Annotated in this window: 26 protein-coding genes and 1 pseudogene; 15 read left to right on the forward strand and 12 right to left on the reverse strand. The window is 72.2% G+C overall.

From position 1 onward, the window contains the following. Nucleotides 1-49 precede the first annotated feature (49 nt). The gene (locus O3T09_RS10750) at nucleotides 50-568 is read left to right on the forward strand and encodes a hypothetical protein (RefSeq protein ID WP_269295546.1); all 519 of its coding nucleotides are present in this window, start codon (nucleotides 50-52) and stop codon (nucleotides 566-568) included. Between the two features lie 200 nt (nucleotides 569-768). Here O3T09_RS10750 and glpK read toward each other — a convergent pair whose 3' ends face one another. The 3 genes from glpK to O3T09_RS10765 all read right to left on the reverse strand — a co-directional run bounded on the left by glpK (nucleotide 769) and on the right by O3T09_RS10765 (nucleotide 4871). Further along, complete coding sequence (gene glpK / locus O3T09_RS10755) at nucleotides 769-2301, reverse strand: glycerol kinase GlpK (protein ID WP_049145088.1); 1533 nt, start codon at nucleotides 2299-2301, stop codon at nucleotides 769-771. A 94-nt stretch (nucleotides 2302-2395) separates the two neighbouring features. Next, the gene (locus tag O3T09_RS10760; RefSeq protein WP_010079813.1) at nucleotides 2396-3118 is read right to left on the reverse strand and encodes an MIP/aquaporin family protein; all 723 of its coding nucleotides are present in this window, start codon (nucleotides 3116-3118) and stop codon (nucleotides 2396-2398) included. Continuing rightward, entirely contained in the window at nucleotides 3096-4871 is a 1776-nt protein-coding gene (locus O3T09_RS10765) for a glycerol-3-phosphate dehydrogenase/oxidase (RefSeq protein WP_044659370.1), read from the reverse strand. Before O3T09_RS10765 ends, O3T09_RS10760 begins: the two co-directional genes overlap by 23 nt. 292 nt (nucleotides 4872-5163) lie before the next feature. Between O3T09_RS10765 and O3T09_RS10770 the strand changes: the two genes are divergently transcribed. Then, nucleotides 5164-5613, forward strand: a complete 450-nt coding sequence (locus O3T09_RS10770) for a hypothetical protein (RefSeq protein ID WP_070708974.1) — start codon at nucleotides 5164-5166, stop codon at nucleotides 5611-5613. A 65-nt stretch (nucleotides 5614-5678) separates the two neighbouring features. On the opposite strand, the gene O3T09_RS11860 is transcribed toward O3T09_RS10770, so the two are convergent. Then, nucleotides 5679-6821 (reverse strand): GNAT family N-acetyltransferase, encoded by a 1143-nt coding sequence (locus O3T09_RS11860; RefSeq protein WP_070708968.1) that lies wholly within the window; start codon nucleotides 6819-6821, stop codon nucleotides 5679-5681. Between the two features lie 110 nt (nucleotides 6822-6931). Here O3T09_RS11860 and O3T09_RS10785 point away from each other — a divergent pair. From O3T09_RS10785 to O3T09_RS10835, 11 genes and pseudogenes are all read left to right on the forward strand, one after another. Continuing rightward, a pseudogene (locus tag O3T09_RS10785) lies at nucleotides 6932-7279 on the forward strand (GNAT family N-acetyltransferase); the annotation flags it as partial. Then, nucleotides 7276-8496, forward strand: a complete 1221-nt coding sequence (locus O3T09_RS10790; RefSeq protein WP_070708969.1) for a Fic family protein — start codon at nucleotides 7276-7278, stop codon at nucleotides 8494-8496. The pseudogene O3T09_RS10785 and the gene O3T09_RS10790, both read left to right, overlap by 4 nt. Nucleotides 8497-8744: 248 nt before the next feature. Further along, a complete protein-coding gene (locus O3T09_RS10795) occupies nucleotides 8745-9086 on the forward strand; it encodes an alpha/beta fold hydrolase (protein ID WP_063189451.1) in 342 nt (113 codons plus the stop codon). 23 nt (nucleotides 9087-9109) lie between these two features. Then, nucleotides 9110-9706, forward strand: a complete 597-nt coding sequence (locus O3T09_RS10800; protein WP_020621621.1) for a DinB family protein — start codon at nucleotides 9110-9112, stop codon at nucleotides 9704-9706. 43 nt (nucleotides 9707-9749) lie between these two features. Further along, nucleotides 9750-10616: an 8-oxoguanine DNA glycosylase OGG fold protein gene (locus O3T09_RS10805; protein WP_129866855.1), complete on the forward strand. Its 867-nt coding sequence runs from the start codon at nucleotides 9750-9752 to the stop codon at nucleotides 10614-10616. Nucleotides 10617-10649: 33 nt separating this feature from the next. Beyond that, nucleotides 10650-10805: a hypothetical protein gene (locus O3T09_RS10810; protein ID WP_158184087.1), complete on the forward strand. Its 156-nt coding sequence runs from the start codon at nucleotides 10650-10652 to the stop codon at nucleotides 10803-10805. Between the two features lie 102 nt (nucleotides 10806-10907). Further along, nucleotides 10908-11915 carry a GIY-YIG nuclease family protein gene (locus tag O3T09_RS10815; protein WP_070708970.1) on the forward strand — a complete coding sequence of 336 codons (1008 nt, stop codon included), beginning with the start codon at nucleotides 10908-10910 and terminating at the stop codon, nucleotides 11913-11915. Nucleotides 11916-12183: 268 nt separating this feature from the next. After that, entirely contained in the window at nucleotides 12184-12891 is a 708-nt protein-coding gene (locus O3T09_RS10820) for a GntR family transcriptional regulator (protein ID WP_069941227.1), read from the forward strand. Next, nucleotides 12888-13250 (forward strand): CidA/LrgA family protein, encoded by a 363-nt coding sequence (locus O3T09_RS10825; RefSeq protein WP_036315546.1) that lies wholly within the window; start codon nucleotides 12888-12890, stop codon nucleotides 13248-13250. Before O3T09_RS10820 ends, O3T09_RS10825 begins: the two co-directional genes overlap by 4 nt. Beyond that, nucleotides 13247-13981 (forward strand): LrgB family protein, encoded by a 735-nt coding sequence (locus O3T09_RS10830; protein WP_036315548.1) that lies wholly within the window; start codon nucleotides 13247-13249, stop codon nucleotides 13979-13981. The genes O3T09_RS10825 and O3T09_RS10830 overlap by 4 nt, the downstream gene beginning before the upstream one ends. A 177-nt stretch (nucleotides 13982-14158) precedes the next feature. Further along, entirely contained in the window at nucleotides 14159-14911 is a 753-nt protein-coding gene (locus O3T09_RS10835; RefSeq protein WP_036315551.1) for a metal-dependent hydrolase, read from the forward strand. Nucleotides 14912-14939: 28 nt separating this feature from the next. Here the strand turns inward: O3T09_RS10835 and O3T09_RS10840 are convergent, their stop codons facing one another. Beyond that, nucleotides 14940-15515 carry a DUF6226 family protein gene (locus O3T09_RS10840; RefSeq protein WP_051995268.1) on the reverse strand — a complete coding sequence of 192 codons (576 nt, stop codon included), beginning with the start codon at nucleotides 15513-15515 and terminating at the stop codon, nucleotides 14940-14942. A 7-nt stretch (nucleotides 15516-15522) separates the two neighbouring features. Next, the gene (locus tag O3T09_RS10845) at nucleotides 15523-17025 is read right to left on the reverse strand and encodes a long-chain-fatty-acid--CoA ligase (RefSeq protein WP_070708971.1); all 1503 of its coding nucleotides are present in this window, start codon (nucleotides 17023-17025) and stop codon (nucleotides 15523-15525) included. 265 nt (nucleotides 17026-17290) lie between these two features. On the opposite strand from O3T09_RS10845, the gene O3T09_RS10850 reads away from it, so the two are divergent. Then, nucleotides 17291-18352, forward strand: a complete 1062-nt coding sequence (locus O3T09_RS10850; protein WP_020625207.1) for a zinc-binding dehydrogenase — start codon at nucleotides 17291-17293, stop codon at nucleotides 18350-18352. Between the two features lie 90 nt (nucleotides 18353-18442). Here O3T09_RS10850 and O3T09_RS10855 read toward each other — a convergent pair whose 3' ends face one another. Genes O3T09_RS10855 through otnK form a run of 6 tightly spaced genes read right to left on the reverse strand, consistent with a single transcriptional unit; the run spans nucleotide 18443 to nucleotide 24390 of the window. Further along, the gene (locus O3T09_RS10855; protein WP_049147437.1) at nucleotides 18443-19066 is read right to left on the reverse strand and encodes a class II aldolase/adducin family protein; all 624 of its coding nucleotides are present in this window, start codon (nucleotides 19064-19066) and stop codon (nucleotides 18443-18445) included. Between the two features lie 10 nt (nucleotides 19067-19076). Further along, nucleotides 19077-20474 (reverse strand): GntP family permease, encoded by a 1398-nt coding sequence (locus O3T09_RS10860; protein WP_049147435.1) that lies wholly within the window; start codon nucleotides 20472-20474, stop codon nucleotides 19077-19079. Between the two features lie 42 nt (nucleotides 20475-20516). Next, complete coding sequence (gene denD, locus O3T09_RS10865; protein WP_020625806.1) at nucleotides 20517-21476, reverse strand: D-erythronate dehydrogenase; 960 nt, start codon at nucleotides 21474-21476, stop codon at nucleotides 20517-20519. Beyond that, a complete protein-coding gene (locus O3T09_RS10870) occupies nucleotides 21473-22276 on the reverse strand; it encodes a DeoR/GlpR family DNA-binding transcription regulator (RefSeq protein WP_070708972.1) in 804 nt (267 codons plus the stop codon). The genes denD and O3T09_RS10870 overlap by 4 nt, the downstream gene beginning before the upstream one ends. Next, a complete protein-coding gene (otnI, locus tag O3T09_RS10875) occupies nucleotides 22273-23070 on the reverse strand; it encodes a 2-oxo-tetronate isomerase (protein WP_070708973.1) in 798 nt (265 codons plus the stop codon). Before otnI ends, O3T09_RS10870 begins: the two co-directional genes overlap by 4 nt. Before the next feature lie 42 nt (nucleotides 23071-23112). Next, entirely contained in the window at nucleotides 23113-24390 is a 1278-nt protein-coding gene (gene otnK, locus O3T09_RS10880) for a 3-oxo-tetronate kinase (RefSeq protein WP_269295541.1), read from the reverse strand. A gap of 124 nt (nucleotides 24391-24514) precedes the next feature. On the opposite strand from otnK, the gene O3T09_RS10885 reads away from it, so the two are divergent. Continuing rightward, entirely contained in the window at nucleotides 24515-25390 is an 876-nt protein-coding gene (locus O3T09_RS10885; RefSeq protein ID WP_049147433.1) for an NAD(P)-dependent oxidoreductase, read from the forward strand. The last annotated feature ends 24 nt before the right edge of the window (nucleotides 25391-25414 follow it).

Genomic DNA, 25414 nt, shown 5'->3' on the forward strand with positions numbered 1-25414 from the left:
GGCATCCTTCATTCAGGGCCTCTTCCTCGCTGGATTCGATTCGACACCGATATCCAACCCGGGGAGGAGGCCCCCGCCGGCTCACGACGCGGCGGGCAACGAGCAACGCGGGCAAACCAGATGGCCATCACTGGGCAGTCCTCATGGCCGTCAGCGGGTCATTCCCTGGCCACCTATGGGCAGCTTTTCATGGCCGCTTACAGGTGTGAACGGCCTCCCCGGAACCGGCAAGATGACGATGCTCCGGGACATCCTGGCGTCCAACGTCGTCGAACGAGCACGCCGATTGTCTGCGTGTGAGAACCCACTCGACGCCTTCACCGAACGCACCCATGAGTGGACCGGCGAGGGCAGGATGCGACGACGGGCGCGCGAACTCCGGCCCGAGGTGGCCGGCCTCGAAAAGGTGGTGGCCTCGGCGAACAACGCGGACGAGGAGAACCTCTCCGAGGAGATTCCACATCGGAGCGCCATCAAGGACGGCCGGAACGTGGATGCGGACTACTTCGCCTGCCTGGCCACCGCCGCCTTGGGCGGAAGCGGCGGGGGAAGAGGACGCCCTGGGTGAGGACAGCTTGACGTCGGAGCAGCCGGGCACCTCGGGCCTGGCCGCTGCACCGATGGCAACGGCACCGACCCCCGCCCCGCTCCGCGCGCAGGCGGCCGACGAGGGGGTAGTGCTGCTCGGGGTCCTTCTGGAGGGCCCGGACCGGCCCGGGGCGCACGGGGCGCACGGGGCCGGCCGGACCGACCTACGGACCGGACGGCTCAGCCCTGGGCCGACTCGACGTCCTCGTCGACCCAGTCGCGGGAGCGTTCCACGGCCTTCTTCCACAGCCGCAGGGCGCGCTCAACCTCCTCCTCGTCCGTGGTGGGCTCCCAGCGCTTGTCCTCTTCCCAGTTGGCCACGAGCTCGTCCTGGGACGCCCAGAACCCCACCGCCAGGCCTGCGGCGTAGGCGGCGCCGAGAGCGGTGGTCTCGATGACCTTGGGGCGCACGACGGGCACGCGCAGCAGGTCCGCCTGGAACTGCATGAGCAGCTCGTTGGCGACCATGCCACCGTCGACCTTCAGTTCGGTGAGGTCCACGCCGGAGTCCGCGTTCATGGCGTCCAGGACCTCGCGGCTCTGGAAGGCGGTAGCCTCGAGCGCCGCGCGGGCGATGTGCCCCTTGTTGACGTAACGGGTCATGCCCACCATGACGCCGCGGGCCGCGGCGTCCCAGTGCGGGGCGAAGAGGCCGGAGAACGCGGGGACGAAGTACACGCCGCCGTTGTCCTCCACGCCGGCGGCCAGGGTCTCGACCTCCGGGGCGCTGCCGATCATCCCGAGGTTGTCCCGCAGCCACTGGATCAGCGAGCCGGTGACGGCGATCGAGCCCTCCAGCGCGTACACCGGCTTCTGGTCGCCAATGCGGTACGCCACCGTGGTGAGCAGGCCGTTGTCCGAGTGCACCGGCTCCTCGCCGGTGTTGATCAGCATGAAGTTGCCGGTGCCGTACGTGTTCTTGGCCTGGCCGACCTCGAAGCACGCCTGGCCGAAGGTCGCCGCGTGCTGGTCGCCCAGGATGCCGGTGATCGGCGTCTCGCGCAGCAGCTGCTGGCCGGATACGGTGCCCACCTCGGCGGAGGAGCTGACGATCTCCGGAAGCATGGACATCGGGATGCCCATGTCCGCGCAGATCTCCTCGTTCCAGTCGAGGGTGTCCAGGTTCATCAGCATGGTGCGGGAGGCGTTGGTGACGTCGGTGACGTGCCGGCCGCCCTCGCCGCCGCCGGTGAGATTCCACACGAGCCACGAGTCCGTGGTGCCGAAGATGAGGTCGCCGTTCTCGGCGGCCTCCCGGGCACCGTCCACGTTCTCCAGAATCCAGGCCACCTTGGGGCCGGAGAAGTACGTGGCCAGGGGCAGCCCGACGCGCTCCTTGTAGCGGTCCGCGCCGACGTCGCCGGCCAGGCGCTCGCAGAGGTGGTCGGTGCGGGTGTCCTGCCACACGATGGCGTTGTACACCGGCTTGCCGGTGTTGCGGTCCCACACCACGGTGGTCTCACGCTGGTTCGTGATGCCCACGGCGGCGACGTCGTGTCGGGTCACCTCGGCGCGGGCCAGGGCCTCGCCGATGACCTCGCGGGTGTTCGTCCAGATCTCCACCGGGTCGTGCTCCACCCAGCCGGCGCGCGGGAAGATCTGCTCGTGTTCGCGCTGACCAGTGGACACGATGGCCCCACTGTGGTCGAAGAGGATCGCGCGCGTGGACGTGGTGCCCTGGTCGATGGCCATCACGTAGCGGGGGGTGGTCATGTCCTACTCCTTCGGAGGTGGTCACGGGGGTGTGGGGGTGGCGGGCACGTTCCCGCAGGGGAACGTGCCCGCCGGGGTTGGACGGGCAGACCGCTCAGACGAACAGAGGCGCGGCGAGGCCGGCCAGGACGGCGCCGACGAGCGGGCCGACGATCGGCACCCAGGCGTAGCCCCAGTCCGAGCCGCCCTTGTGCCGGATCGGCGCGACGGCGTGGAACAGGCGGGGGCCCAGGTCGCGCGCCGGGTTGATGGCGTACCCCGTGGGGCCGCCCAGGCTCGCGCCGATCGCGACGACGAGCAGGGCCACCGCGAGCGGGCCGAGCCCGGAGGGGGTGGAGCCGAAGAGCAGGATCACGAACACCAGGACGAACGTGGCGATCACCTCGGTGACCATGTTCCACAGCGGGTTGCGGATCTCGGGACCTGTGGCGAACGTGCCCAGGATCGCGCCCTGGTCCGTCTCCGCCTGGTAGTGGTCGCGGTAGGCCAGCCAGGCCAGGGCCGCGCCGAGGAAGGCGCCGATCAGCTGCGCCGCGAAGTACGCGAGCGTGGTGCCGAGGGTCACGGCGATGCCGGGGGCGTACTCCTCGGCGCCGCTGACGAGCAGGCCGACGGTCACGGCGGGGTTCAGGTGCGCACCGGTCGCGGCAGCGACGTAGACGCCCGCGAAGACGCCCAGCCCCCAGCCGAAGCTGATGAGCAGCCAGCCTCCGCCGTTGCCCTTGGTCTTCGTCAGGACGACGTTGGCGACGACGCCGACGCCGAGCAGGAGGAGGATGGCCGTGCCGGCGATCTCATGCAGGAAGATCGTGCCCATGGACGGGCTCCTTTCCGTGGACGGGGGCGGCGTCGGCAGCTGCGAGCGCGGCGGCGGCGGTGACGTCGTCGTGGGCGGTCTCGCCGCGGAGGCGGGCGGCGACGAGGTCCTTGTACGCCCGGATCTCACCGGCGATGCGCTCTTCATCCCAGCCCAGCTCGGGGGCCACGAGGGACGCGATCTCCGCGGCCGCCGCGACGCCGCGGTCACGGACCTCGGTGGACAGGCGCGTGCGGCGCTCGATGACGTCGTCCAGGTGGACGACGCCCTCGGCCCGGGCGGCGTGGACGATCTCGGCGCGCAGGTAGCGCGGCGCCTCGGCGAGAGGGACGCTCAGGGACGGGTCGGCGTCGATCAGGTCGAGCACGTGGCGCAGCACGGTGCCGTAGCGGAACAGGAGCCGGTCCACGCGGGCCTCGTCCAGGCCGTAGTCGGCGGCGATGCGGTCCGCCTCCGCCTCGATCTCCGAGTAGCCGAGGCCGCCGAGCACGGGGATGTGCTCGGTGAGGCTGGGACGGGTCGGGTGGGTCTCGCGCACCACGAAGTCCACGACGTCCTCGGCCATGGCCCGGTACGTGGTCCACTTGCCGCCGGCCACGGCGGTGAGGCCGGGGGCCACCTCGGTGACGGTGTGCTCACGGGAGATCTTGGTGGAGCCGCCGTCGGATCCGGTGACCGGCTGCAGGAGCGGGCGCAGGCCGGCGTACGTGGCGATCACGTCGTCTCGCGTGAGGTCCTCCTTCAGCACCGCGTTGGCGTGCTCGAGGATGTAGTCGATGTCGTCCGCGGTGGTGGCCGGATGGGCCACGTCCTCCGCCCACGGGGTGTCCGTGGTGCCGATCACCCAGTACTCGTCCCACGGGATGAGGAACAGCACGGACTTCTCCGTCTTGGTGATCACGCCGGTGGCGGCGTCGGCGCGGATGCGGTCGCGCGGGACGGTGATGTGGGCGCCCTTGGAGGCGAGCACCTCGAGGCCGCCGTCGGCCCCGGCCAGCTCCTGCTGCTCCTGGGTCCACACGCCCCCGGCCAGGATGACGGCGCGCGCGTGCACGTCGAACTCCTCGCCGGAGGTCTCCTCGCGGACACGCACGCCCTGCACACGGCCGTCGTCGCCGCGCAGGTAGCCGGTGACGGCGGTGTAGTTGGCGGCCACGGCGCCGTGGTCCACGGCGGATCGCACGAGCATCATGGCCAGGCGGGCGTCGTCGAACTGGGCGTCGGCGTACTCCACCGCGCCGACGATCTTCTCGTCGTCGAGGGAGGGGAAGGTCGCGGCCATGGAGCGGCGGCTGAGATGGCGGTGCGCGCCCATCGCGCGGCGGCGGCCGAGCGACTGCATGGCGTCGTACATGGTGACGCCGGCGCCGATGAAGCCGCGGTCGATCACCTTGTGGAAGAACGGGAAGACGAAGCGCAGGGGACGCACCAGGTGGGGCGCGGTCTGGGTGAGCAGCAGGTCGCGCTCCCGCAGCGCCTCGTACACCAGCTTGACGTCCAGCATCTCGAGGTAGCGCAGGCCACCGTGCATGAGGCGGGAGGAGCGGGACGAGGTCCCGGAGGCCCAGTCGCGGGCCTCGACGATGCCCACGTCGAGGCCGCGGGTGGCCGCGTCGAACGCGGCGCCCACGCCGGTGGAGCCGCCGCCCACGACCAGGATGTCGAGGGGGGCCTCCGGGCTGGTGGCCCGGAGGCGGGCGAGGTGGTCCTCCCGCGTGGCGGCGGAGAGGGGGACGGTTCGCAGGGTCGGCATGGGGGGTTGCTCCTTTATCAGTGGAAGCACAGTGTAGTGGCGTGGCTCACGATACCCAGTATCAGCACGAGCCGAGGTCCATGATGTCACTCCCGGGCCGCGGGTATGCACGCGTCGGGTACGGTCTCGCGGAACCCGAGCCGCTCGAACAGCGGCACGTCGGCGCGCGTGGAGGTGGCTCGTCCCACACGCTCCTCGGGCTGTGGCACCTCACCCTGTTCCGCTGGAACGAGGGCGGAGCGCCTCGGGTGACGCGTGCCCTCGGGTGAGGCCCCGCCCCTACACTCCGACCATGGACATCACCGTCGGCGCCGTCGGCCGCGCCTCGCTCTCGGACTGGGAGCAGGAATGCTGCGGTGACTCGATCGCCGTGGGGGAAGTCCACGAGCTGATCCTGCTGCCCTCCCGGGGAGTGAGTCAGGCTGGGCCCCTGGCCTCTGCAGGCTGGGTCGTCACCCATCACGACGACGGCAGCCCCGCCGGGTCGATCCCGTTGCGTCGTGTGCGGGCCGTGGTGAGGGCGGCACACGAGGTGTGGCCCTCGGGGCGGCTCGCCGAGATCGACCGCGTCCCCGGCCACGCTGACCTGACGATCCTTGAGCCAGAGGAGGCCACCGGCCTCGGCTTGGGGGAGGTCGTCTACGTCGGCGCCTACGAGCCGGTGCTCCCCGAGACTCCCCGCCCTGACGAGTGGCCTCTCGACCTGGAGATCCTCGAGGACCTCGGTCCGCACACCTGGTGAGCCTCGCGAGTCCACCCCCTCACGGTCTCGAGCTGCATGGGGTGAGCGTAGAAGTCCGTTCGTCGTCATAGATGGCCCCTCACCCCCCGGTCGCTCGCGAGCATCGCGTAGACGAGGGTGTCCGTCCACTCGCCCTTGCTCCACAGGTCCTGCCGGTGGTGTGCCTCTCGACGCATCCCGAGCATCTCGGCCAGTCGGGCGGACGCCGTGTTGCGGGCATCCATCTGTGCCACTACCCGGTGCAGGCCAGACGTCTCGAACCCCAGGTCCAGCAGCGCAGCCGCGGCCTCCCGGGCGAAGCCTTGACCGGCATGTCGCGGATCCAGTGCCCAGCCGATCTCCGCGACACCGCGCTCGCGGTCCGTCAGCCACAGGATCACGTCACCCACGGGGACGCCCGCGTGCTCCACCACCAGGGACACCGCCCCGGACGGGCCGCCGAGGTCGTCCCACGTGATCCGCTTGGCCAGCTTCGCCCGCGCGGTCGCCTCGTCCCAGGGCTCGTCCAGCAGGTGGCGCACCACCTCGGGCTGCGTGTACATCTCCTGCAACCAGCCGAAGTCGTCCTCCCGGTGCGGCCGCAGCGTCAGCCGCGCGGTGGGCAACGGCCAGTCAGGGGCGCGGCCGCCCGCAGCCGCGCCCTCCTTGCGCCCCGCCGGAGGCGGGGCGTCGACGTCGGCGGGGACCGGCGTCGTCGTGCCGGACGCCCAGTCCTGGCGCAACATTGCGTAGGCCACGGACGCGAACGGCTCGCCGCCGTCCACGGGCCAGCCGCGCCGGTAGTGCGCCTCCTTGACCCAGCCGGCCCGGCGGAAGGTGCGCAGCATGGGGACGTTGTCCTCGCGGGTCTGGCCCTCGAAGCGGTCCACCGCGGGCATCGTCTCGAAGACGCGCCGGGTGAGCGCGGTGAGGATCTGCGCGCCGAGCCCGCGCCCGCGGAACCGCTCCGCCACGCGCAGGTCGAACAAGGGGGTGGGGTCCGTGAGGTCCTCCAGGCGCACCACGCCGACGCGGCCGTGCTCGGGATGCTCGATCCAGAAGGTGCGGTGGTCCTCATCCTCCCAGGCGCCGCCATCGACGGCCTTCTCCGCCTCCGGCCGGGTGACGCGCGGGCGCGTGTGGAACGGCCACGCGTTCTCGGTGAGCAGGGCGACGAGCGCGTCCCGGTCGGCGCCTGCCGGGTCGAGCGGAGTGAAGGTGACGTCCATGGGGCCGAGAGTAGGGGAGGGGACGTCACCGCCGCCCGTTGCCGTGACCCCATGGCCACGCCCCTCCTCGACCTCGCGGCGCACCGCGCGAGGAAGCCCGGGACGCGCAGGCCGAGATCGGCTGGACCATAGCCCAGGCCCACGCCGGCCGGGGCCGCGCCACCGAGCTGGCCTGTGCCCTGTTGGACCTCGCCTTCGCAGGCCTCGGCGTCCGACCCGTGGAGGCTCACGCCTTCGCGGACAACGCGCCCATCCTGCGCGTGATGGAGAAGGTCGGCCTGCGCCACGAGGGCACCTTCAAGGAGGAGTCACTGCACCGCACCCGCGGCTGGGTGGACGGCGTCACTTACGCGATGCTCGCCTCGGAGCATCGGGCCCGGGGCAGACGGCTTTCCACCTCACGACGCCCAGAAGTACGCAACTCTCTAGACATAACGTTGCGTAAGGTGGCGGCATGAGCAACGATCCGCGCCCGACCCCGTGGGCCGTCGGCTGGGAAGAGCGCCCCTGGGCCGCGGGCCCGGATGACGCCGGGCTGCGCTCCCGCAGCGCTCGCGTGCGCGCCTCGGGCCCGTATCGAGCCGCGCTCCCGGCCCGCATCGCCCGACTCGGGCTCGACCTGCCCTCCGATCTGGCGACCGAGGTCGAGGAGGCGACGGCCGCCGTCGTGCGCTTCGACGCCGAGATCAGCCACGCCCTCCCGGGGCTCACCGGCGAGATCGCCCCGATCGACGCGGTGCTCCTGCGCACTGAGCCCGCGTCCTCCTCGCAGATCGAGCACATCACCGCGGGCGCGCGAGCCCTCGCCCTGGCGACTCTCGGCGAACGCACCCGCCCGAACGCAACGCTCGTGGCGGCGAACGTGAGGGCCATGGGCGCTGCTTCCCGGCTGGCCGCCGACCTCGACGAGCCCGCCCTGCTGGCCGCCCATCGTGCCCTCATGGACGGTCAGGAGCATGCCCGGCCGGGCGCCTACCGCGATGCGCAGGGGTGGATCGGGGGCGGGGCGCCCACGCCGCACACGGCGCAGTTCGTCCCGCCCCACCCGGAGCGCCTGCGTGCCGGGATGGACGATCTCTTCGCCTACCTGCGACGCACGGACGTACCCGCCCTCGTGCAGGCCGCCATCGCGCACGCCCAGTTCGAGACCATCCACCCGTTCGCGGACGGCAACGGCCGCACCGGGCGCGTCCTCGTGCACGCCGTGTTGCACCGGGCCGGCGCGATCACCCGTATGGGGGTGCCCCTCTCCGCGGGACTCCTCACGGACACGGCCGGATACTTCGACGCCCTCACCGCCTACCGCGACGGCGACCCCGCGCCCATCGTGCGCCGCTTCGCACAGGCCGCCCTGGCCGCCGTCGGCAACGGCCGAGAGCTCGTCGCGGACCTGGACGAGGCCCTGACCGGCTGGCGCGAGCGGCTCACCGCCCGGCGGGACGCGGCGGTCTGGCGGGCGCTCGCGGTGATCATCGCGCAACCCGCCGTGACCGTGGACCACCTGGCCCAGGTGCTGGGTGTCTCGCGCCCGGCCACCCAGCGGGCCGTGGACCAGCTTGTCGAGGCCGGTGTGCTGCAGCCGGTCTCCAGCCAGCGTCGGAACCGGGTGTGGCTGGCCACCGAGGTGCTCGCCTGTCTGGACGAGTTCGCCGCGCGTGCGGGCCGGCGGGGTTGACGGGGGCGGTCTACAGGGTTGACCAGCCTCAGTGCCGTATGGAGTGCCCCGGCCATGGTCAGGCGAACACACGAGGTGAGGCCCGCGGGATGACTCGCGGTCCGTCAGCCACAGGATCACGTCCCCACGGGCATGCCCACGTTCCCCACCACCAGAGACACCGATCCGCCAGGGCCAGCCGAGGTCGTCCTCCCGGTGTGGGCGCAGCGTCAGGCGCGCGGTGCGCAACGGCCAGTCACAGGCGCGCGGTGCGCAACGGCCAGTCAGGGGCGGGGCCGCCCGCAACCGCGCCCTCCCCGCGCTCCACCCGGGACGTCGACGTCGGCTGGGTGCCACGCTTCGACGTCGACGTGCTGGAGGCCGCCCTGCGGCCCGTCCACGAGCGGCCCCGGTGGGAGGAATGGGGGCAGATCGCCGCGCCAACCCTGCTGATCACCGGGGAGAACGGGTACGTGCCCGCCGGAGAGCTGGACGAGATGCGGCGTCGGCGCCCGGATGTGCGGCACGTGCAGGTGCCCGGCGCGGGGCACGACGTGCACCTGGACGCGCCGGAGCGGGTGGCGGAGCTCGTGCGGGGGTTCGCGGCCTGATTGCTCTGGGGCAGGATCACCTCATGGACCACAAGCAGATCCTCCACGACGGGCTGCGCCGCCAGCGTGCGGCCCTCCTGCAGAAGCTCGAGGGCCTCAGCGAGCGCGACGCCCGCCTGCCGCGCACTCCCACCGGCACCAACCTGCTGGGACTGGTCAAGCACGCCGCCGTCGTCGAGCTGGAGTACTTCGGCGAGACGTTCGACCGCCCCGCGGAGGTGCAGCTGCCCTGGGCGGCGGCGGGGCAGTCGGAGGAGGACAACGTGGACATGTTCGCCGCCGAGGGGGAGTCCCTCGAGGACGTCCTCGAGTTCGCCCGCCGCTGCTTCGCACACGCGGACGCGACCATCACGGCCCTCGGCGCCGACGCCCACGGGCGGGTGGCGTGGTGGCCCGACGACAAGGCGGAGGTCACGCTCGCGCAGATCATCGCGCACGTCGCCCTGGACGAGGCCCGGCACGCCGGCCACGCGGACATCCTGCGGGAGCAGATCGACGGGCAGGCCGGCCTGCGCGCCCCGGGGAACAACCTGCCCGTGTGGGGCGCCGACCGCTGGGCCGCCCACGTGGACCGTCTGACCGCCATCGCGGAGGGGAGCGGCGGGCCGGGCCGGAACTGAAGGCACATGCCTCCCGTTCCGCCGCTGGGCCTACGCTGTGGCCATGACGAGTATCCCCGCTGCCGCCGTACCCCCTGCCCTCCAGCGCTCATTCGATGCGTGGGCTGCCGCCGGCAGGCCCGCCGACGAGCCCACGCGTTGGTCCTTCGATCACTGGACGGCCCACGTGCCCGACCTGCCCGCCTGCCTCGAGCGCGAGCCGCTGACCCGCGCCGTCGTCACCGGTTACGCCGCGAAGGTGACCGCCGAGGACCGCGCCGTGCAGCGGGACGCCTTCATCGCCGCGATGGTGTGGGGATACGGACGGGTCGGCTACGGCCCCTCCCGGGTGGAGCGCATCATGGCGCAGCCCGGGTTTGAGGAGCAGCTCGCCGACGTCACCCGCATCACCCTCGAGCAGGGCGGGCCCGCGGCCTTCGAGCACATCCGGCAGCAGCGCAAGAGCGGGGTCGGCTGCCTCAAGCACCTCGGCGCGGCCTTCGGCACCAAGTACCTCTACTTCCTCACCAAGGCCCACCGGGAGTCCGACATCGCCCCCGTCCTCGACTCCGTGGTGCGCGCTTGGTTCGCCGAGCATGCGAAGGACGTCGACGTCCGGATCGGCGGCGGTTGGACCTACCCCCGCAAGTACGCCACGTACGTGGAGACCATGCAGGCGTGGGGTGAGGAACTCAAGATCCCGGCCGACGACGTCGAGCGGCTCATCTTCCTCCAGCAGCAGGACGCCACCCAGGAGCCCTGGCGGGAGAGCTGGAGTTCCGCCGCCGCGGACCCGGAGGCCGGCGAGCTGCTCGAGGCCCTCCGCCTCGCGCTGGCCGACCTGGGCGCCGGGGACGACGCCGAGCCCCACCTGCAGGCTCTGGAGGACGTCATCGCCGACGCGGAGGACCGGGCGCCCGACGAGGCATGAAGCCCCGCCCGCCTGTGCGCGGTTGGCGTCGGGATGAACGTGTCCGCTGAGCAGCTGATCGGCGACGAGTCCGGTGTGCACCGCGGCCTGTACCTGCGTGTCGTGGACCACGTCCCGTGGCTGCGCGGCTTCGCATGCGACGACCTCCACGTCTTCGACCCCGAGGACCGGTGGATCCTGGCGCGGTGAGGGGTCAGCGATCTATCGCCAGGGCGCCTACCGTGTCCAAGGCCCTCCGTAGGCTCGAGGCGTAGCCGGGGTGGATGTCCCGGACGAAGAGAGGACATTGGCATGACCACCAAGGTGGGGTTCATCGAGGCCGCTTCCCATGCTCTGCAGAACGGTCCCCAGCTGTTCGCACGCGTCGAGGACGGCGGTGTGGTCATCGGCGGGGGTGGCGGCGAGGTCGTGCCGGATTCGACCGGGCTGTACGCGGTTGTCGCGCAGGATCCAGACGCGGTGCGAGCCGAGCTGCGATTGGACACGTCTGTCAGTCGAAGCGATGTGCTTTACATCGGCAAGGCCGAGGGCAGCCTGCGGGCCCGCCTGGAACGCAAGCATTTCGCGGGCGGCGGCACCGCGCACTCCACTCTGCGCCGCACTCTGGCCGCACTCCTGGTGGATCGGCTGGACCTGGAGCCGGTCGCCGTCGCTTCCGCGGGTCGATTCTCCCTCACCCCGGAGAGCGGCGAGCAGCTGACCACCTGGATGCGCCGTCACCTCGCCGTCCGCGTGTGGCAGACACCCGCCGGGTTCGCGGAAGTGACACCGCTCGGGGGCATTGAGAAGCCTGTGATCGACGCGCACACCCCGCCGTTGAACCTCACCTACGGCGGCACCAGCCCCGAAGCACAGCTGCTCCGCCAGCGCATCCGGAAGGCCCGCACGGGCCTGGCGGAGCAGGCGAAGCGCGGTGTGGACGTGGTGGAAGTCCATTCGTCGGCGCGCGCGACCGTCGGCTACTTGTTCCGCCGCCGCCCCAGCCAGTACGGGCTGCGGGGAAGCGTCGGTCTCTGGGAGGAGCTCGCTGAACGGCTCGACGACACCCCCATGCCCACCAGTGAGTATGAACTCGGCCGGCTCCTGCGCGATGCGCTCAATCGCTCCCTTGAGGGGGCCGAGCCTTACGACGAGGACAAGGTCAACGTGGAGCGGTTCAACCGCGGAGGCATGAGTCAGGGCCTCGTCCATCTGCCCTGGTGGGAGGACCAGGCCATCCCCCTCCTCCTCGACCGCTGGGGAGCCTGGGCGGACACCCAGGGTCTCCTCGGCCCGGAGGACTACATCGGGAGCTGGTGACCCGACAGTGTGTGGTGCCTGCCGCCGTCCTCGATGGCCTCCTTCGCCACCGGCCGGGTGACGTGGGGCGCACAGGGAAGGGCCACGCGTTGCCGGTGAGCAGCGCAATGAGCTCCGCGCGGTCCGCGCCGGCGGGGTCGAGACGGGTGATGGCGACGGTCATGGGGCGAGGGTGGGCGCCGGCATCATGGGCGCCTCCCCACCCGGACCCCTTCCGAGTCCGACACAATGCATACATCCATGCATGCATCCGATTATTCTGGCCCGCATGTCTCCACTCTCCGACCCCTTATGGGGCAGTCGTGCCACGGCTGCCGGCCGCCTGGCCCACGACGTCGCCTGGCGCATCGTCCGCGGTGAGATCGCCGCGGGGGAGATGCTCACCGAGGTCCAGCTCTCCACGGAGGCCGGCATCTCCCGGACGCCGGCCCGGGAGGCCCTCCTCCAGCTCGAGCGCTGGGGCCTGGTGCGGCTCCTCCCCAAGAAGGGCGCGGCCGTGCAGGCCCTCACGCCGCAGACCGTGGCCGACCTCACGGCCCTGCGCGGCCTCCTCGAGTCCACCGCCCTCGCCACGGTCGTCGCGCGGCCCGACGCCGTCGGGCCCCTCGTCGCCACGCTCACCGCCAACCTGGAGCAGCAGCGCGCCGCCCTGGACGCCGGCGACCTCGCGGCGTTCTCCGCGCTGGACGTGCGGTTCCACCGGGACGTGATCGCCACGTGCGGCAACGCCGCCTTCGACGAGGTCGTGCGCACCTTCGCCCCCCGCCTGGCACGCCTGATCCACGCCGCCACCGGCGGATCCGTCGACGCCGCCCGCCGCCTCCTCGATGGGCACGCCGAGATCTGCGCCCAGCTGGCCGCCGGGCGCGCCGCAGACGCCCAGCGCGCCCTGCAGGCGCACCTCGACGCCGCGGGGAGCGGCGTCGTCCCCGGCCTGCCGCCCGTGGGCCCGTCCGAGGCAGGTGAACCCCGATGATCGAGGGCCTGCTGATCCTGCTGCTCTGCCAGCTGGCGGGCACGCTCGTGGCCGACACGCTGCACCTGCCGATCCCCGGGGCCGTGCTGGGCATGCTCCTGCTGCTCGGCCTGCTCGCGTGGCGCCGGCCGGCCGAGGACGCGCCGGTGATGACGGCGAGCCATCACCTGCTCCAGCACCTGCCGCTGCTGTTCGTCCCGGCGGGCGTCGGCGTCGTCGCGGTGCTGGGCCTCATCGAGGAACACCGGGCGCTGATGCTGGTCGGCTTCGTGGTGCCCTGGCTGCTGGGGCTGGTGGTCACCGCCGGCGTCGCCGCCCCGCTCGCCCGCCGCCTCACGGACAAGGAGGACGCACAGTGAACGCCGCCGAACTGACCGACTCCCTCGCCGAGGCCTGGGACGCGCTCCTGCACACACCGCTGTTCGGCATCGCGCTGACCCTCGCCGTTGCTGTGCTCTCCCGCCGCCTGTGGCTCGCCGCCCGGCAGACCGCCCTGCTCACGCCCGTGCTCGTGACGATCGTGCTGGTGGCCGCGTTCCTGGCCCTGACCGGCATCGACTACGAGACCTACATGATCGGCGGCAGCTACCTCACCTTCCTGCTGGGCCCCGCCACCGTGGCCCTCGCCGTCCCCCTGTACCGGGCCGGCCCTGACATCCGGAAGCTGCTGCTGCCGGTCGCCGTCGGGGTCACCGTCGGCTCGCTGACCGCCATGGTGAGCGCCGTGCTGATCGTGCGGGCAATGGGCGGGGACGCCGCGCTGGCCGCCACGTTCGCCCCCAAGTCCGCGACGACGCCGATCGCCATGGCGGTGGCCGACGCCGGCGGCGGGATCGTCTCCCTCGCCGCCGTGCTCCCCGTGCTCACCGGCGTGCTCGGCGCCGTGCTGGCCCCCTGGGTGCTCGACCGGCTGCGCGTGCGCGACCCCCGCGTGCGCGGCCTGGCCATCGGCGTGAGCTCCCACGGCATCGGCACCGCCCGCGCCCTCGCCGAAGGCCCGAAGACCGGTGCGTTCTCCGCCCTCGCCATGGCCTGCTCCGGTGTGCTCACCGCCCTGCTGGCCCCGCTGGTGCTGGCGATGACGGGGTGAGGGGCCGGGCGGCCGCCCCCGGCCGGGCAGCCGCCTCGACCCGCTCCAGCCGCGGCGGCGTCCTTACCGTGTCCGCCCCGCCTGCCACCCTGGTCCTCTTCCTTCCCCGCGGGCCGCCCGCCGGCCCTCGCTGGCGCGGTGACGCGGCCCGGTCCTGCGAACGAGAGGACCCCACCCATGATGGGCCCGTCCCACGCGGCCACCGGCGCCGCGGCCTGGCTGGCGCTCACGCACTGGCAGTCGCCGATCGCCGTGCTGCACCTGCCCGCCGAACTCCAGCTGCTCGGCGCCGTGACCACCGCCGGCGCGGCCATGATCAGCGACTGGGACCACCCCCGCGCCACCGTCGTCCACGCCCTGCCGCCCCTGACCGAGTGGATGAGCCGCGGCATCCGCCACGTGGCCGGCGGGCATCGGCGCGGCACACACTCGCTGGTGGGGGTCGCGGCGTTCACCGCCATCGCGACGGCGGCCGCCTCCATCCAGGTGCCGATCGCGGGGCACGTCTACACGCCGGGGCAGGGGGTCATCGCCGCGTTCCTGGCGGCCGTGGCTGCCAAGGCCCTCCGACTGCTCCCGAACCGGGGATGGAGGGCCGCGTGGGCGCTCGGCATCCTGGTCGCGGTGTCGGCGACCGTCCTCAGCGACGGGCTGTGGTGGATCCCCGCCTCCGTGGCCGTCGGCGTGAGCGTGCACATCCTCGGCGACGCCCTCACCAACAACGGGGTGGCCCTGCTCTGGCCGCTCAGCCCGGAGCCCCCCGCGCGCCTGTGGTGGTGGCAGTCCTCCGGACGGTTCCGGCTCCCCCTGCTCGGCCGGACCGGGTCCTGGCGGGAGTGGGCGCTCGTCTCGGTGGTCACTGCGTTCACCGTGGTGCGGGCCGTGCGGCTCATCCCGCTCGCCGCTCGGGGGGTGGCGGCACTGTTCTGAGCGGCGGCACCCGGCCACCGCCGCCCCCTCACGCCTCCGGGAGCCACCCCGCCCGCACGGTCGCCTCGGTCCCACGCGGCAGCCTCGGACGGCCGCCGGCGGCCAGGTCCCGGCAGGCGTCCGTGAGCGCCTCGAACGGCCATCCCGGGACCCGGCCCAGCCCCTCGGCCGTGCCGTCCTCGCGCCAGTGCACGTGCCAGTCCCGGCGCCGCAGCCCATGACGGCCCCGCAGGCTCACCCCCGTCCCGACCGCGCGCACGACCGCCTGGTCCACGGCCTCGAGCAGCTCATCCGACCCGGGGTCGCAGGCGTCGCATCCGCAGTCCGGGAGCACCGCGTGCACCTGCCCCGGGGCCCCGACCGCCACCCGGATCACCGGCAGGACGCCGCCGTCGTCGTCCTGGGGCACGTCCGTCTCCAGCAGCCACCAGGGGGAGGCGCCGTCGACGTCGGCCGGCGGCGCCACCCGCAGCGCCCGGTCCACGGGGACCGCCAGGTCTGCGCGCCCGGCCTCGTCGAACGGGATGCCACGCACCGGGTCCGGGGCGACCGCGGCGCCCGCCTCCGCAAGCACCTCGGCCCACACGAGGGCCCGGGCGGTCATCCCGAGATCACTCCGTCGGCGTCAGTTCCCGCTTGAGGATCTTGCCGGTGGCGGTCTTGGGCAGCCCGTCCCGCACGGTCACGGTGCGCGGGTACTTGTAGGGCGCCACCTGGGACTTCACGTGCTGGATCAGCTCCTCCTCCGTGGCGTGCGCACCGGGGGCGAGCACCACGTGCGCGGCGACCTCCTGGCCGAGCTCCGGGTGGGGCACCCCCACCACGGCGGCCTCCGCGACGGCCGGGTGCTCGTAGAGCACCTCCTCGATCTCGCGCGGGTACACGTTGAGCCCGCCGCGCAGGATCATGTCCTTCGTGCGGTCCACGATGTAGTAGTTGCCCGCGGCATCGCGCCGGGCGAGGTCGCCGGAGCGGAACGAGCCGTCCTCGGTGATGGCCTGGGCGGTGGCCTCCGGCTTGCCCCAGTAGCCCTTCATCACGTTCTCCCCGCGGATCCACACCTCGCCCAGGGTCTCCTCATCGCCCTCGGGCACGACGGCCCCGTCCGGCGTCACCAGCTGCATCTCGCACCCTCGGACGGCGCGTCCGATCGAGCCCGGATGGTGCTCCTCGCCCGGGTGGTTGAAGCACGCCACCGGGGAGGTCTCGGACAGGCCGTAGCCCTCCAGGATCTCGCAGTCGAAGGTGGCCTCGAAGCGGCGCAGCAGCTCCACGGGCATGGCGGATCCGCCGGAGACGCCCAGGCGCAGGCTGGCCAGGTCCTCCGGATGGTCCTTGGCCGCGGCCAGCACGGCCCCGTACATGGTGGGCACGCCGATGAACACGTCCACCGCGCACTCCCGGACGGTCTGCGCGGCCACGGCGGGATCGAAGCGGGGGATCAACGCCAGGCTGGCGCCCGTCGTCACGGGCGCCATGAGCGCGCACGTGAGGCCGAAGACGTGGAACAGCGGCAGGCAGCCGAGCACGGTCTCCCCGTGCTGGAGCTGGATCAGCGTCTCCGCCGCGGTGTCCGCGTTGGTGCCCATGTTCCGGTGGGTCAGCTGGGCGCCCTTGGGGCGGCCGGTGGTGCCGGAGGTGTAGAGGATGACGGCGTCGTCCTCGAGGTCCCGCTCGACGGTCTCGGTCACCGGGCCGGGGCTCTCCGCGAGGTGCGGGGCGAGGCCGTCCTCGCCGAGGGTGCGCAGCGGCACACCGCGCTCGCGGGCGCCCTCCACGGCTTCCTCGGACGGCACGGACCACAGCATCGACGCGCCCGAGTCCTCCAGGTAGTACTCGATCTCGCGGCGCTTGAACAGCGGGTTCATCGGGACGACGACGGCGCCCAGCTGCAGGGCCGCGAAGAACACCACCGGGAACGCCGGGATGTTCGGCGCCATGAGCGCCACGCGGTCCCCGGGGCCGATGCCCTCCTGCCGCATGAGCCCGGCCAGGCGCTGGGACTGGTCCTGGAGCTCCGCGTACGTCATGCGGTTCTCGCCGAGGATCAGGGCGGTGGAGTGCGGATGCTCGGCGGCGGTGCGCTCGAGGCGGGCGGGCAGGGTGAGGGTCACGACGGGCCTCCGGGGGGAGTCGGATGTGATGGGAACCACAGCGTAACGCCCGGGGTCGCTCGTTCGCTGTGAGCCGAGCGGGGTGTGTCGGCCGACCTCACGCCAGCGACATCACCGCGGTTCTGCCCGGCGGTGATGTCGCTGGCGCGCGGTCATCCACCGGCCCCGCCTGCGACGTCGATGTGTCGTCTCCACGGCCCAGGGGCGCAAGACTGGTCCCCGCACACCGCCGCCCGGACCGCCGGGCCAGACCGGAGGACAGACCATGACCGCACAGACCCCCGCCACCCCTGCCATCCCCGCGACGATGAAGGCGGTCGTCATGCGTGCGCCGGGCGACGTCGTCGTGGAGGAGGTGGACACTCCGCGCGTCGCCCAGCCCACGGACGTGGTCCTGAAGCTGGCCGCCGCGTGCGTGTGCGGCTCTGACCTGTGGCCCTACCGCGGCCACAACAAGGTCGACCACCGGCGCATGGGCCACGAGTACGTCGGCACGATCGTGGAGAAGGGCGAGGACGTCGCCACCCTCGAGGTCGGCGACTTCGTGATCGGCTCGTTCATGCTCTCGGACAACACGTGCGAGATCTGCCAGGCCGGCTACCAGTCCCGCTGCGTCAACGCCGGCGAGTACACGGGCAGCCAGGCGCAGTACATGCGTGTCGAGCTCGCGGACGGCTCCCTCGTGAAGGTGCCCGGGGGTGAGCCCTCGGACCCGGACCGCCTGGCCGACTACCTCGCCGCCTCGGATGTGCTCGGCACCGGCTGGTACGCCGCCGTCGCCGCGCAGGCCGGCCCCGGCAAGACCATCGCCGTGGTCGGCGACGGCGCCGTCGGCCTGTGCGCCGTCCTGGCCGCCAAGACCCTCGGCGCGGAGAAGGTCATCGTGTTCTCCCGCCATGAGGATCGGGCCGCGCTCGCCCGGGAGTTCGGCGCGGACGTCGTGATCGCCGAGCGTGGCGAGGAGGGCGCCGCCCAGGTGCGCGAGCTCACCGGCGGCTACGGAGCGCACGGGGTGTGCGAGGCCGTCGGCACGCAGGGCTCCATGGACCAGGCCCTGGCCTCGGTGCGCCCCGGCGGGTACGTCGGGTTTGTGGGCGTCTCCCACGACCAGACCCTCGACGGCTCCGATCTCTTCGGCCGTGAGATCCACCTCGAGGGCGGGCCCGCGCCCGTCCGCCGCTTCCTGCCCGAGCTGATCGAGCGCATCCAGTCCGGGGAGATCCAGCCCGGCCGCGTGTTCACCGCGCGCATGCCGCTCGACGACGCCGCCGAGGCGTACCGGGCCATGGACGAGCGCCGCGAGATCAAGGTGCTGCTGGAGGTCTGAGGCACCCGCGCGCTGAGCGTGCCCGCCTCTGCTAGGAAGGTGGGCGGCCACGTCCGCACCACGCCCCGCGCGCCGGCCATCGGCCTCGGGTCACTGCGGCCCGAGGAGCTCCTGGACCTGCGCCTCGGTCAGCGGGCGGGTGGGGCGCCCCTCCAGCAGGAAGGCGAGCTGCGCCGACACCTCCAGCTCCTCCGCGGCGTTGACCGCGCTCTCCAACGTGGCACCGGCGACGATCGAGCCGTGGTTGGCCAGCACCACGCCGGGGGACCGGCGCCCGGCCCCGAGGATGTCGTCCAGCATCTCCGCCGAACCGGGTCGGTGGTAGGGGACGGTCGGCACGTCCCGGCCCAGCCGCATCACGAAGTACGGGGTGAGGGGCGGGATGCCCCCGTCCTCGGCCAGGCAGCTGTACGCCGTCACGTAGGTGGAGTGCAGGTGCACGATCGCCTGTGCCTCCGGGCGGGCCTCGTACATGGCCCGATGCATCACCACCTCCTTGGACGGCCGGGGACCAGCCTGGTGCCTCCAGTGTTCATCCAGCACGGAGAGCGCCTCGGGGTCCAGCCGGCCGAGGGAGGAGTTGGTGGGCGTCATGAGATACCCGCCCTCGATCCGGACGCTGATGTTGCCGGCGCTGCCCACGGAGAATCCACGGGAGAACAGGCTTGCACCGAACTCGGCGATCTGACGGCGCAGCAAGGACTCGTCGGTCACGGGGCTCCTCTCAGACGAGTGCGTTGGCGATGAGCAGGGCGACCAGGGTGGTCGCCCAGGCGATCGTGGTGGGGATGGACCACGCGAGGATCTGATGCTTGGCGTTCTTGATGCCCAGCATCCGGTTCACCACCCAGAAGAAGCTGTCGTTGAAGTAACCGAAGAACAGCGAGCCGAGGGCGGCGGCCTGCGCGGCCAACACCATGTTCACATCCGGCATGGCCGCGAGGATGGGTGCGGAGATCGAGGCGGAGGTGATGATGGCCACCGTACCGGACCCCTGGATGAGGCGGACGATGGTCGCGATGACGAACGGGATCAGGATGGTCGGCAGGGGGAGGCCGGCCACCGCCTGGCCGATGGACTCCGCCGTCCCGGACTCGCGCAGAACGCCGCCGAGGGCTCCGCCGGCGCCGGTGACCAACAGGATGATGCCCGCCGACTGTACGCCGAACTCCATGTCGTCCAGAGTCTCCTGGCGCGACTGGTTGCGGGCGAGGCCGTAGATCGCCACGAGGACGCCGAGCAGCAGGGCGATGACGGGGTTGCCGATGAAGGCGAGCGTGGAGACCAGCCCGGCAGGCAGGGCACCTTCGTTGTTCTCCACCATGGTGGCGGAGAAGGTGTTCAGGAAGATCAGGACGATCGGCAGCAGGATCGGCAGGATCGAGATGAACAGCCCGGGCAGCTCGCGTTCCCGGACGGCGGCACGCTCCTGGAACTCCTCGAAGGCCTCCGCGGGGGAGAGGCGTTCGCCCGTGTCCCGTTCGATCATGGCCTCGATCTTCGGACCCATGACCTTCGCGTACAGGGTCACCGCGATCATGGCGGGGAAGCTGAGGATGAGGCCCCAGAGGATCATCTCGCCGACGTTCACGTCGAAGATGCCGGCGGCGCCGAGCGGGCCCGGCGTCGGGGGGACGGCGTGGTGGGTGACGACCAGGCCGCCGGCGAGGGCGATGCCCAGGGTGAGGATGGACCGCCCGGAGGTCCGGGCCAGCGACCGCACGAGCGGCTGCAGGATCACGAAGGCGGAGTCCACGAAGATCGGGATGGAGATGACGAAGCCCGCGCCGGCGAGCGCCCACTCCTCCTTCCCCTTACCCAGCACGCGGATGAGGGAGTAGGCCAGCTTTTCCGCGGCCCCCGAGACCTCGAGGATGCGCCCCATCATCACGCCCATGCCGATGACGAGGCCGATGGTCCCGAGGGTCGAGCCGAAGCTGGTGGTGATGGCCTGGATAACGGCGTCCGGGGCCATCCCGGCCGCCAGACCCGCGATGGAGGCGGCGATGACCAAGGCCAGGACGGCGTGGATCTTGGTCCGGATGACGAAGAAGATGAGCAGGGCGACGGCTGCCGTGAGGCCGACCAGCGCACCGATCTCGGAGGCTTCGAGCCCGTTCATGGTGGTTCTCCTAGTGGTGTGGATCCGAGGGGTGAGGCCGACTCAGGCGACGAACTCGCGGTGGAACTGACGGACGGCGGCCTCGAAGCTGCTGTCTGGGCGGAAGCCGAGGGACAGGGTTCGCTCGACGTCGAACTCGCCGGGCCACGAGCACACGATGTCCATGACCCTCTGATCCGGGCGTGGGACGACCCGTGCCCGTGCCTCGGGCCCCCCGACGGCCTCGAGGGCGTCGAGCATCTCCGCCACGGTCACGGAGACGCCCGGGATGTTCAGCACCCGCCAGCCCCCTAGCCGCTCGGATTCCACGATGAAGGCGTGCACGAGGTTCTGCACCGCCGTGTCGGGGGAGGACAGCCACATCCGGGTGTCCTCCGGCACCGGCAGCTCAGCCTGCAGACCCTGGAGGGGCTCGCGGATGATGCCGCTGGCGAACGAGGACGCGGCCGAGTTCGGCTTCCCGGGTCGCACCGAGATGGTGGGCAGCCGGCAGACCCGGCCGTCCACGTACCCCTTGCGCGAGTACTCGTTGACCAGCAGTTCGCCGATGGCCTTCGTCGCCCCGTAGGTGGACTCGGGCTGGGTGGCCAGGTCTTCGGGGACCACCGTCGGCACGGCGCTGCCGAACACGGCCAGGGAGCTGGTGAAGACGAACCGGGGCCGGGCCCCGGTGGCACGGGCGGCCTCCAGCAGCCGCTCCGTGGCGTCCACGTTCACGCGCAGCGCGAGGTTGAAGTCCTGCTCGGCGCCGCCGGAGAGCACGGCGGCGAGGTGGAAGATCCCTGCCGTGTCTGCGGTGATGGCCTCGGCCAGGACCGCGGGGTCGGCCATGTCGCCGACTCGGGAGCTCACCCGGGGGTCCTCCACAGGGCAGGGCGCCAGGTCGAGCGAGACGACGGAGTCCACCGGCACGGGCAGGCGGCCGGCGTCCTGGGCCTGGAGGAGGGAGCGGATCACGCGGCTGCCGAGGAAGCCGGCGCCGCCGGTGACGACGATGTTCATGGGTGTTCTCCTACGTGGGAAGGGTCGGGAAGGGGGGTCAATAGGAGGTCCACACCGACCGCGGTCGCCCGATCGCGGACGGCGTCGGGCAACGCGGGGTCGGTGACGATCGCGTCGAAGGCCCGGAGGGGGAGGGCCTTGAAGGTGGACACGCGCCCGTACTTCGAGGAGTCCGCGACGAGCACGCAGCGGTCCGCGTGCTCGGCGATGCTTCGCTTCACGATCGCCTTGCCTTCGGTGGGCACCGAGAGTCCGCGGAGGTCGAACGAGGACGCCGAGATGAACGCCAGGTCGATGTTGAAACCCGCCAGCTCCGCGGCGGCAGTGGGTCCGTCCGTGGACAGGTTCCCGGCGTCCAGGCGGCCGCCGAGCACGTGGATCTGGGCTCCCGGGTGCTCGCCGACGGCCGCCGCCACGGCCAGGTCGTTGGTGACCACGTCGACCCGTTCCGCGGCGGGGCGGGCCGCAAGCAGTCGGGCCAGGGCGAGCATGGTGGTCCCGGCGTCCAGATAAAGGAGGTCCCCCGGGCGGATCAGCTCTGCCGCTCGGCGGGCGATGGCCGCCTTCTCCCGGGGCCGGATCCCAAGCTTCACCCGGTGCGTCGCGTCCAGGGACAGGCGCGCCGGCTTGGCGACGCCGCCAGCCACGGAGACGAGGCGGCCCTCCTCCTCGAGCCGCTTCACATCCCGGCGCACGGTCATGGAGGACACGCCCAGCTCATCCGCCAGCGCGGTCACGGAGGCAGAGCCGCGCTCCACCACGAGGTTGACCAGACGCCGCCGCCGCTCGTCCGCGATCATGCCCGTTCTCCGGGGCGCTGGGACCCGCGGTGTGCCGCGAACCAGCCGAGGCCGTCCTCGGTGCGCCCGGCGGGGCGGTACTCGCAGCCCACCCAGCCCGTGTAGCCGGCCTTGTCCAGGTGCGCGAACAGGTGCTCGTAGGCGACCTCTCCGGTGTCCGGCTCATGACGGTCCGGGACGCCGGCGATCTGCACGTGGCGGGTGAGGTCCACAGATGTGTCCACCAGTCGGGTGAGGTCCCCCTCGGTGATCTGGGCATGGTAGAGGTCCAGCTGCAATCCGACGTTGGGGCGGTCAACCTCGGCCAGCAGCTCCCGGGCCTGCGGGACACGGGACAGGAAGTACCCCGGCATGTCCACCGCATTGATGGGCTCCAGCAGGACCTCCACGCCGTGCTGCGCCGCGGCGTCGCAGGCGCGGCGGATCCGCTCCACGTAACGGCGTCGGGCGTCGGCGTCGTCGGGATCCGCGATGCCGGCCATCACGTGCACCCGCGGGCACGCGAGGGCGCGCGCGTACTCCAGGGCGGTGGCGATGCCGCGTTCGAACTCCGCGTCGCGGCCGGGCAGGGACGCGAGCCCCCGTTCCCCCGCGTCCCAGTCACCGGCTGGGGCGTTGAACAGCGCCTGGGTCAGTCCGGCCGAGCGCAGGGCCGCCGCGACCTCTGCGGCGGGGTACTCGTACGGGAAGAGGTACTCGACACCGGTGAAGCCCGCCTCCGCGGCGGCGGCGAAGCGCTCCAGGAAGGGACGCTCGGTGAACATCATGCTGAGATTCGCGGCGAACTGCGGCATCGGTGGATCCTCGGTGTCGGGCGGGTGATGGTCGGTGGAGGGTCAGGTCCGGGGGTCGGTGAGGCGCTGAGCGGCGGAGAAGAAGTCCTCGTCCCCGAAGTTCCCGGACTTCAGCGCGAGGTCCACCGCACCGTCCAGGCTCGCCGTCCACGGGACGCCGGGGGCGATCTGGGGACCAACGCGCAGCCCGGTGACGCCGAGCGCGTGCGTCACCGCACCGGAGGTCTCGCCCCCGGCAACGACGAACCGGCTCACCCCGCGTTCGCGCAGCGCGGCCGCCAGGGTGCCGAAGAGGCGCTCGATGGCCGTGGACACGCGCTGCCTTCCGTGGACCTCCTGCAGGCGACGGACCTCGTCGGGTCCGGCCGTCGCGTACACGAGGGGGGCGGGGCCGCCGTCCTGGGCGAGGACGAAGGCGAGGATCTCGTCTCGGAGGGCCGTGGCGTCCTCCAGCGTGCGGACGACGTCGACGGCCAGGGACGGGGCGATCTTGCGATAGCGATCGACCTGTCGATTCGTCATCTCGGACGCCGAGCCGGACAGCACCACGGTGCGCCCCGGGGTGAACCGCCAGGCGTCGGCCGCGGTCGTGGCGGCGCCGGTGATCGCGCGGCCGGTGAGCGAACGGGCCAGTCCGGAGCCGAGGCCGGAGCCGCCCGTGGTCAGGCGTAGGCCGGACACTGCCGCGCCGATGGTGTCGAGGTGGGTGTCGTCCAGGGTGTCCAGCACGGCATACCGGACCCCTTCGGAGCGGAGGCGGTCTAGCTCGCCGCGCAGCACCTCGGACCCACCGCCCACCACCGTCGAGGGGACGGACGCGGCCCGTCCGCTGCTCTGCCGTTCCATGAGCCGGACCAGGTCCGAGTCCCGCATGGGCGTCACGGGATGGTCCTTCATGCCCGACTCCTGGAGGAGTCGGTCGTGCACGAACAGGTGTCCCTGGTAGACGGTGCGGCCGTTGACCGGGAGGGCCGGGGCCACGACGGTGAAGTCCTCGCCGAGGTGCCCCAGCAGAGCGTCCGTCACGGGGCCGATGTTGCCCTCGGCGGTGGAGTCGAAGGTGGAGCAGTACTTGAAGACGATCCGCTCCGCACCGAGGCGTTCGAGGGCGCGGCAGGCCTCGAGGCTCTGGGCGGCGGCGTCCCCGGGCGGGATCGAGCGGGTCTTGAGGCTGATGACCACCGCGTCCGCGTCCACGTGATCGGGGACGTGTGCGGCACCCGAGAACTGCACGGTGCGGAGCCCACCGTCCACAAGGGCCCCGGCGATGTCCGTGGCTCCGGTGAAGTCGTCGGCGATCACTCCTGCTCGCAACGGCATGGTGCACCTTTCTGATCGGGCGGGGTCGCCCGATTTGTTCGACTCTGTGAACATGGGACGGAATTTCACATAAGCTAACATCGAAGGGCCAGATTGTGAACCGCACCACGGAAGGCGCCGCCGTATGACTCCTCAGGCACAGAACGTCACCTTCGTCGGCATCGGCGCCATCGGCTTGCCGATGGCCCTCTCGGTGGCGGCGGCGGGGTTCGACGTCACGGGGGTTGACTTCTCCGAACGCCAGCGAGTGGCGGCGCTGGAGCAGGGGCTGCCGGCCGCGGCCGACGCCGCCTCGGCGGCCGAGGCGGACGCCGTGATCGTGATGGTGGCAACCCCCGACCAGCTGTCCTCCGCAGCCCTGGGCCAGGACGGGCTCGTCGCCCGCATGCGGCCCGGGAGCACGTTGATCGTGATGAGCACCGTGGGCCCGGAGGCGGTGCGCTCGCTCGTCGCGCCAGCCGCCGAACGGGGCATCGGACTGGTGGACGCCCCCGTCACCGGCGGCATCGCGCGTGCGGCACGCGGAGAGCTGCGCATGTTCGTCTCCGGTGACCCGGCGGCCATCGACGCGGGACGCGCCGTCCTGGACGCCATGGGCGCCGTGGTGGACTGCGGGGCGGAGCCGGGGCGCGGCCAGTCATTCAAGGTGGTCAACCAACTGCTGTGCGCGGTGCACATCGTCGCCGGAGCCGAGGCCCTGGCCCTGGCCGAGCGTCTGGGGCTGGACCCCGCCGAGGTGCTCGACGCCGTGGCGGACGGCGCCGCCGGGTCGTTCATGCTCTCCGACCGGGGGCCCCGGATGCTCGAGGGCCTGGACGCACAGGTCGCCAGCGCGATCGGGATCTTCGTGAAGGACTCCGCCCTGGTGAGCGCCACCGCCGCCGAGGCCGGGATCGCGGTGCCCGTGCTGGAGGCCGCCAAGCAGAAGTACCTGGACGCCGCCGAGGCCGGTCTGACCCTGAAGGACGATTCGCAGGTCATCCAGACTTACCGGCCCTGACCTCGGTCTGAACCGGGCTCGTGT

This window comes from Micrococcus sp. H39-S4 (assembly GCF_027158145.1).
Lineage (GTDB): Bacteria > Actinomycetota > Actinomycetes > Actinomycetales > Micrococcaceae > Micrococcus > Micrococcus luteus.